The sequence below is a fragment of the Streptomyces flavofungini genome, from assembly GCF_041028215.1.
Classification (GTDB): Bacteria; Actinomycetota; Actinomycetes; order Streptomycetales; family Streptomycetaceae; genus Streptomyces; species Streptomyces flavofungini_B.
In genome coordinates, this window is sequence record NZ_JASKYR010000857.1 from 1 (window position 1) to 3,153 (window position 3,153).

At 72.6% G+C, this 3,153-nt stretch carries 3 protein-coding genes; all 3 read right to left on the reverse strand.

What is annotated here, in order from left to right:
* Positions 1-116: 116 nt before the first annotated feature.
* A complete protein-coding gene (gene der / locus AB8Z36_RS35585; protein WP_369217525.1) occupies positions 117-1,595 on the reverse strand; it encodes a ribosome biogenesis GTPase Der in 1,479 nt (492 codons plus the stop codon).
* 82 nt (positions 1,596-1,677) lie between these two features.
* A complete protein-coding gene (locus AB8Z36_RS35590) occupies positions 1,678-2,265 on the reverse strand; it encodes a lysophospholipid acyltransferase family protein (RefSeq protein WP_369217527.1) in 588 nt (195 codons plus the stop codon).
* A gap of 116 nt (positions 2,266-2,381) precedes the next feature.
* Positions 2,382-3,077: a (d)CMP kinase gene (gene cmk / locus AB8Z36_RS35595; protein WP_369217526.1), complete on the reverse strand. Its 696-nt coding sequence runs from the start codon at positions 3,075-3,077 to the stop codon at positions 2,382-2,384.
* Between the last annotated feature and the right edge of the window lie 76 nt (positions 3,078-3,153).

The following is a 3,153-nucleotide window of genomic DNA, read 5'->3' on the forward strand; positions in this document are numbered from 1 at the left end:
GCCCCCGGCCCCGCGCCGCCACCGCTGAGCGCACGAAGGCCCGGCCCCGGGAAACGGGGCCGGGCCTTCGCCCGCCCGCGGACGGGGCGTCCGCGGACGAGCGGGACGCTCGCGTGCTACTTCTTGCGGCCGCGCTTCTCGCGCACCCGGACCGAGATGTGGATCGGCGTGCCGTCGAAGCCGAACTCCTCGCGCAGGCGGCGCTCCAGGAAGCGGCGGTAACCGGCCTCGATGAAGCCCGACGCGAAGAAGACGAAGCGCGGCGGCTTCGTGCCCGCCTGCGTGCCGAAGAGGATGCGCGGCTGCTTGCCGCCGCGGACCGGGTGCGGGTGGGAGGCGACGATCTCGCCGAGGAAGGCGTTGAGCCGTCCGGTCGGCACCCTCGTCTCCCAGCCCGCGAGGGCCGTCTCGATCGCCGGGACCAGCTTCTCCATGTGCCGCCCGGTGGCCGCGGAGACATTGACCCGGGGCGCCCAGGCGACCTGGGCCAGCTCGGTCTCGATCTCCCGCTCCAGGTAGTAGCGGCGCTCCTCGTCGAGGGTGTCCCACTTGTTGTACGCCACCACGATCGCGCGGCCCGCCTCGACGGCCATCGTCACGATGCGCTGGTCCTGCACGGAGATCGTCTCGGAGGCGTCGATGAGGATCACCGCGACCTCCGCCTTCTCCACGGCGGCGGCGGTGCGCAGCGAGGCGTAGTAGTCGGCGCCCTGCTGGAGGTGGACGCGCTTGCGGATGCCCGCCGTGTCGACGAACTTCCAGGTCACGCCGCCCAGCTCGATGAGCTCGTCGACCGGGTCACGGGTGGTGCCCGCCAGTTCGTTGACGACCACGCGGTCTTCGTTCGCCACCTTGTTGAGCAGCGAGGACTTGCCGACGTTCGGACGGCCGATGAGCGCGATGCGGCGGGGGCCGCCGATGGCGGTGCCGAAGGTCTGCGCGGGCGCCTCGGGCAGCGCCTCCAGGACGGCGTCCAGCATGTCGCCGGTGCCGCGGCCGTGCAGCGCGGAGATGGGGTGCGGCTCGCCGAGGCCGAGGGACCACAGGGCGGTGGCGTCGGCCTCGCCGGAGGGGCCGTCGACCTTGTTGGCGCAGAGCACGACGGGCTTGCCCGCCTTGCGCAGGAGGCGGACGACCGCCTCGTCGGTGTCGGTGGCGCCGACCGTGGCGTCCACGACGAAGACCACGGCGTCCGCGGCCTCGATCGCGTACTCCGCCTGGGCGGCGACGGACGCGTCGATGCCGAGCACGTCCTGCTCCCAGCCGCCGGTGTCGACGAGCTTGAAGCGGCGGCCCGACCACTCGGCCTCGTAGGTGACGCGGTCGCGGGTCACGCCGGGGCGGTCCTCCACGACGGCCTCGCGGCGGCCGATGATGCGGTTCACCAGGGTCGACTTGCCGACATTGGGGCGGCCGATGACGGCGAGCACGGGCAGCGGGCCGTGGCCCGCCTCCTCGATGGCGCCCTCGACGTCCTCGACGTCGAAGCCCTCCTCGGCGGCGAGCTCCATGAACTGCGCGTACTCGGCGTCGCCGAGCGCCCCGTGGTCGTGCTCGGCGAAGCCGTCGCCCTCGGGCTGGATCTGGTCGCTCATGAAGTCCGTACCTCGTCGTTCATCGTGGTGATCGGTGCTCGGGTCCGCGTATCGGTTCCGCGCACTACTTGATAAGTCTCGCTCAGCGCCCGGTCAGGCGCCTGGCGTTTTCCAGGTGGCAGGAGAGCCGCTCCTGGATGCGCAGGGTCGCCTCGTCCAGCGCCTTGCGCGTCCGCCGCCCGCTGCCGTCACCCGCTTCGAACGGGTCGCCGAAGACGACGTCGACCCGGCTGCGCAGCGGCGGAAGCTGCTTTATCAGCCGTCCGTCGCGCTCGGTGCTGCCGAGGACCGCGACCGGGACGATCGGGGCGCCGGAACGCACGGCGAAGTACGCGAGCCCGGCGCGCAGCGAGGCGAAGTCGCCCTCGCCCCGGGTGCCCTCGGGGAAGATGCCGAGGACGCCGCCCTGCGCCAGCACGCCGAGGGCCCGGGTGATGGCCGTGCGGTCGGCGCCCGAGCGGTCGACCTTCACCTGTCCGATGGCGTCCAGGAAGGTGCCGAGCGGTCCGACGAACGCTTCCTTCTTGATCAGGAAGTGCGTGGGCCGGGGCGCGACACCCATGACCATCGGGCCGTCGACGTTGTGCGAGTGGTTGACGGCCAGGATCACGGGCCCGCTCGCGGGCACCCGCCAGGAGCCGAGGACACGCGGCTTCCACAGGCCGTACATCAGGCCGACGCCGATCCGGCGGCCGACCTCGGCCCCCCGCTCGGAGGCCCCCCGCTCGGAGGCACCGGGCCCGGCAGCTGCGTGCCCGGCGGCGCCACGCCCCGTGGAAGCCCTGCTCACTTCGCGGCCCGCTTCTCCTCGACGAGGGTGACCACGCACTCGATGACCTGCTGGAGGGTGAGCTCGGTGGTGTCGACCTCGACGGCGTCGTCCGCCTTGGCCAGCGGGGACGTCTTGCGGCTGGAGTCGGCCGCGTCCCGCTTGATCAGGGCTTCCTGGGTCGCCTTGACGTCGGCGCCCTTGAGCTCGCCGGAGCGGCGGGCGGCGCGGGCCTCGGGCGAGGCGGTGAGGAAGATCTTGAGATCGGCGTCGGGCAGCACGGTGGTGCCGATGTCGCGGCCCTCGACGACGATGCCCTTCTCCGCCGACTCCGCGATCCAGCGCTGGAGCTCGGTGATGCGGGCGCGGACCTCGGGGACGGCGCTGACCGCGCTGACCTTGGAGGTGACCTCGGTGGTGCGGATCGGGCCCGAGACGTCCGTGCCGTCGACCGTGATGGCCGGGGCCAGCGGGTCGGTGCCGGAGACGATGCCGGGCTTGCCCGCGACGTCGGCGATCGCGCCGGGGTCGGTGAGGTCGATGCCGTTGTGCACCATCCACCAGGTGATCGCCCGGTACTGGGCGCCGGTGTCCAGGTAGCTGAGCCCGAGCTGGGCGGCGACGGCCTTGGAGGTGCTCGACTTGCCCGTGCCGGAGGGGCCGTCGATGGCGACGATCACGGCTGCCGGGGCGGCGTTTTCTGCGGTTTCCACGGGGCTGCGGACACCTTTCGCAGTACTCGGGGCGGGGATGCGGGGCGTGGACACGCCCCGCACAAGGTTACTGGCT

Bases quoted from the DNA above. Each gene is read 5' to 3' on its own strand.
- der (WP_369217525.1), bottom strand. From the start codon at position 1,595: ATGAGCGACCAGATCCAGCCCGAGGGCGACGGCTTCGCCGAGCACGAC.
- AB8Z36_RS35590 (WP_369217527.1), bottom strand. From the start codon at position 2,265: ATGTACGGCCTGTGGAAGCCGCGTGTCCTCGGCTCCTGGCGGGTGCCC.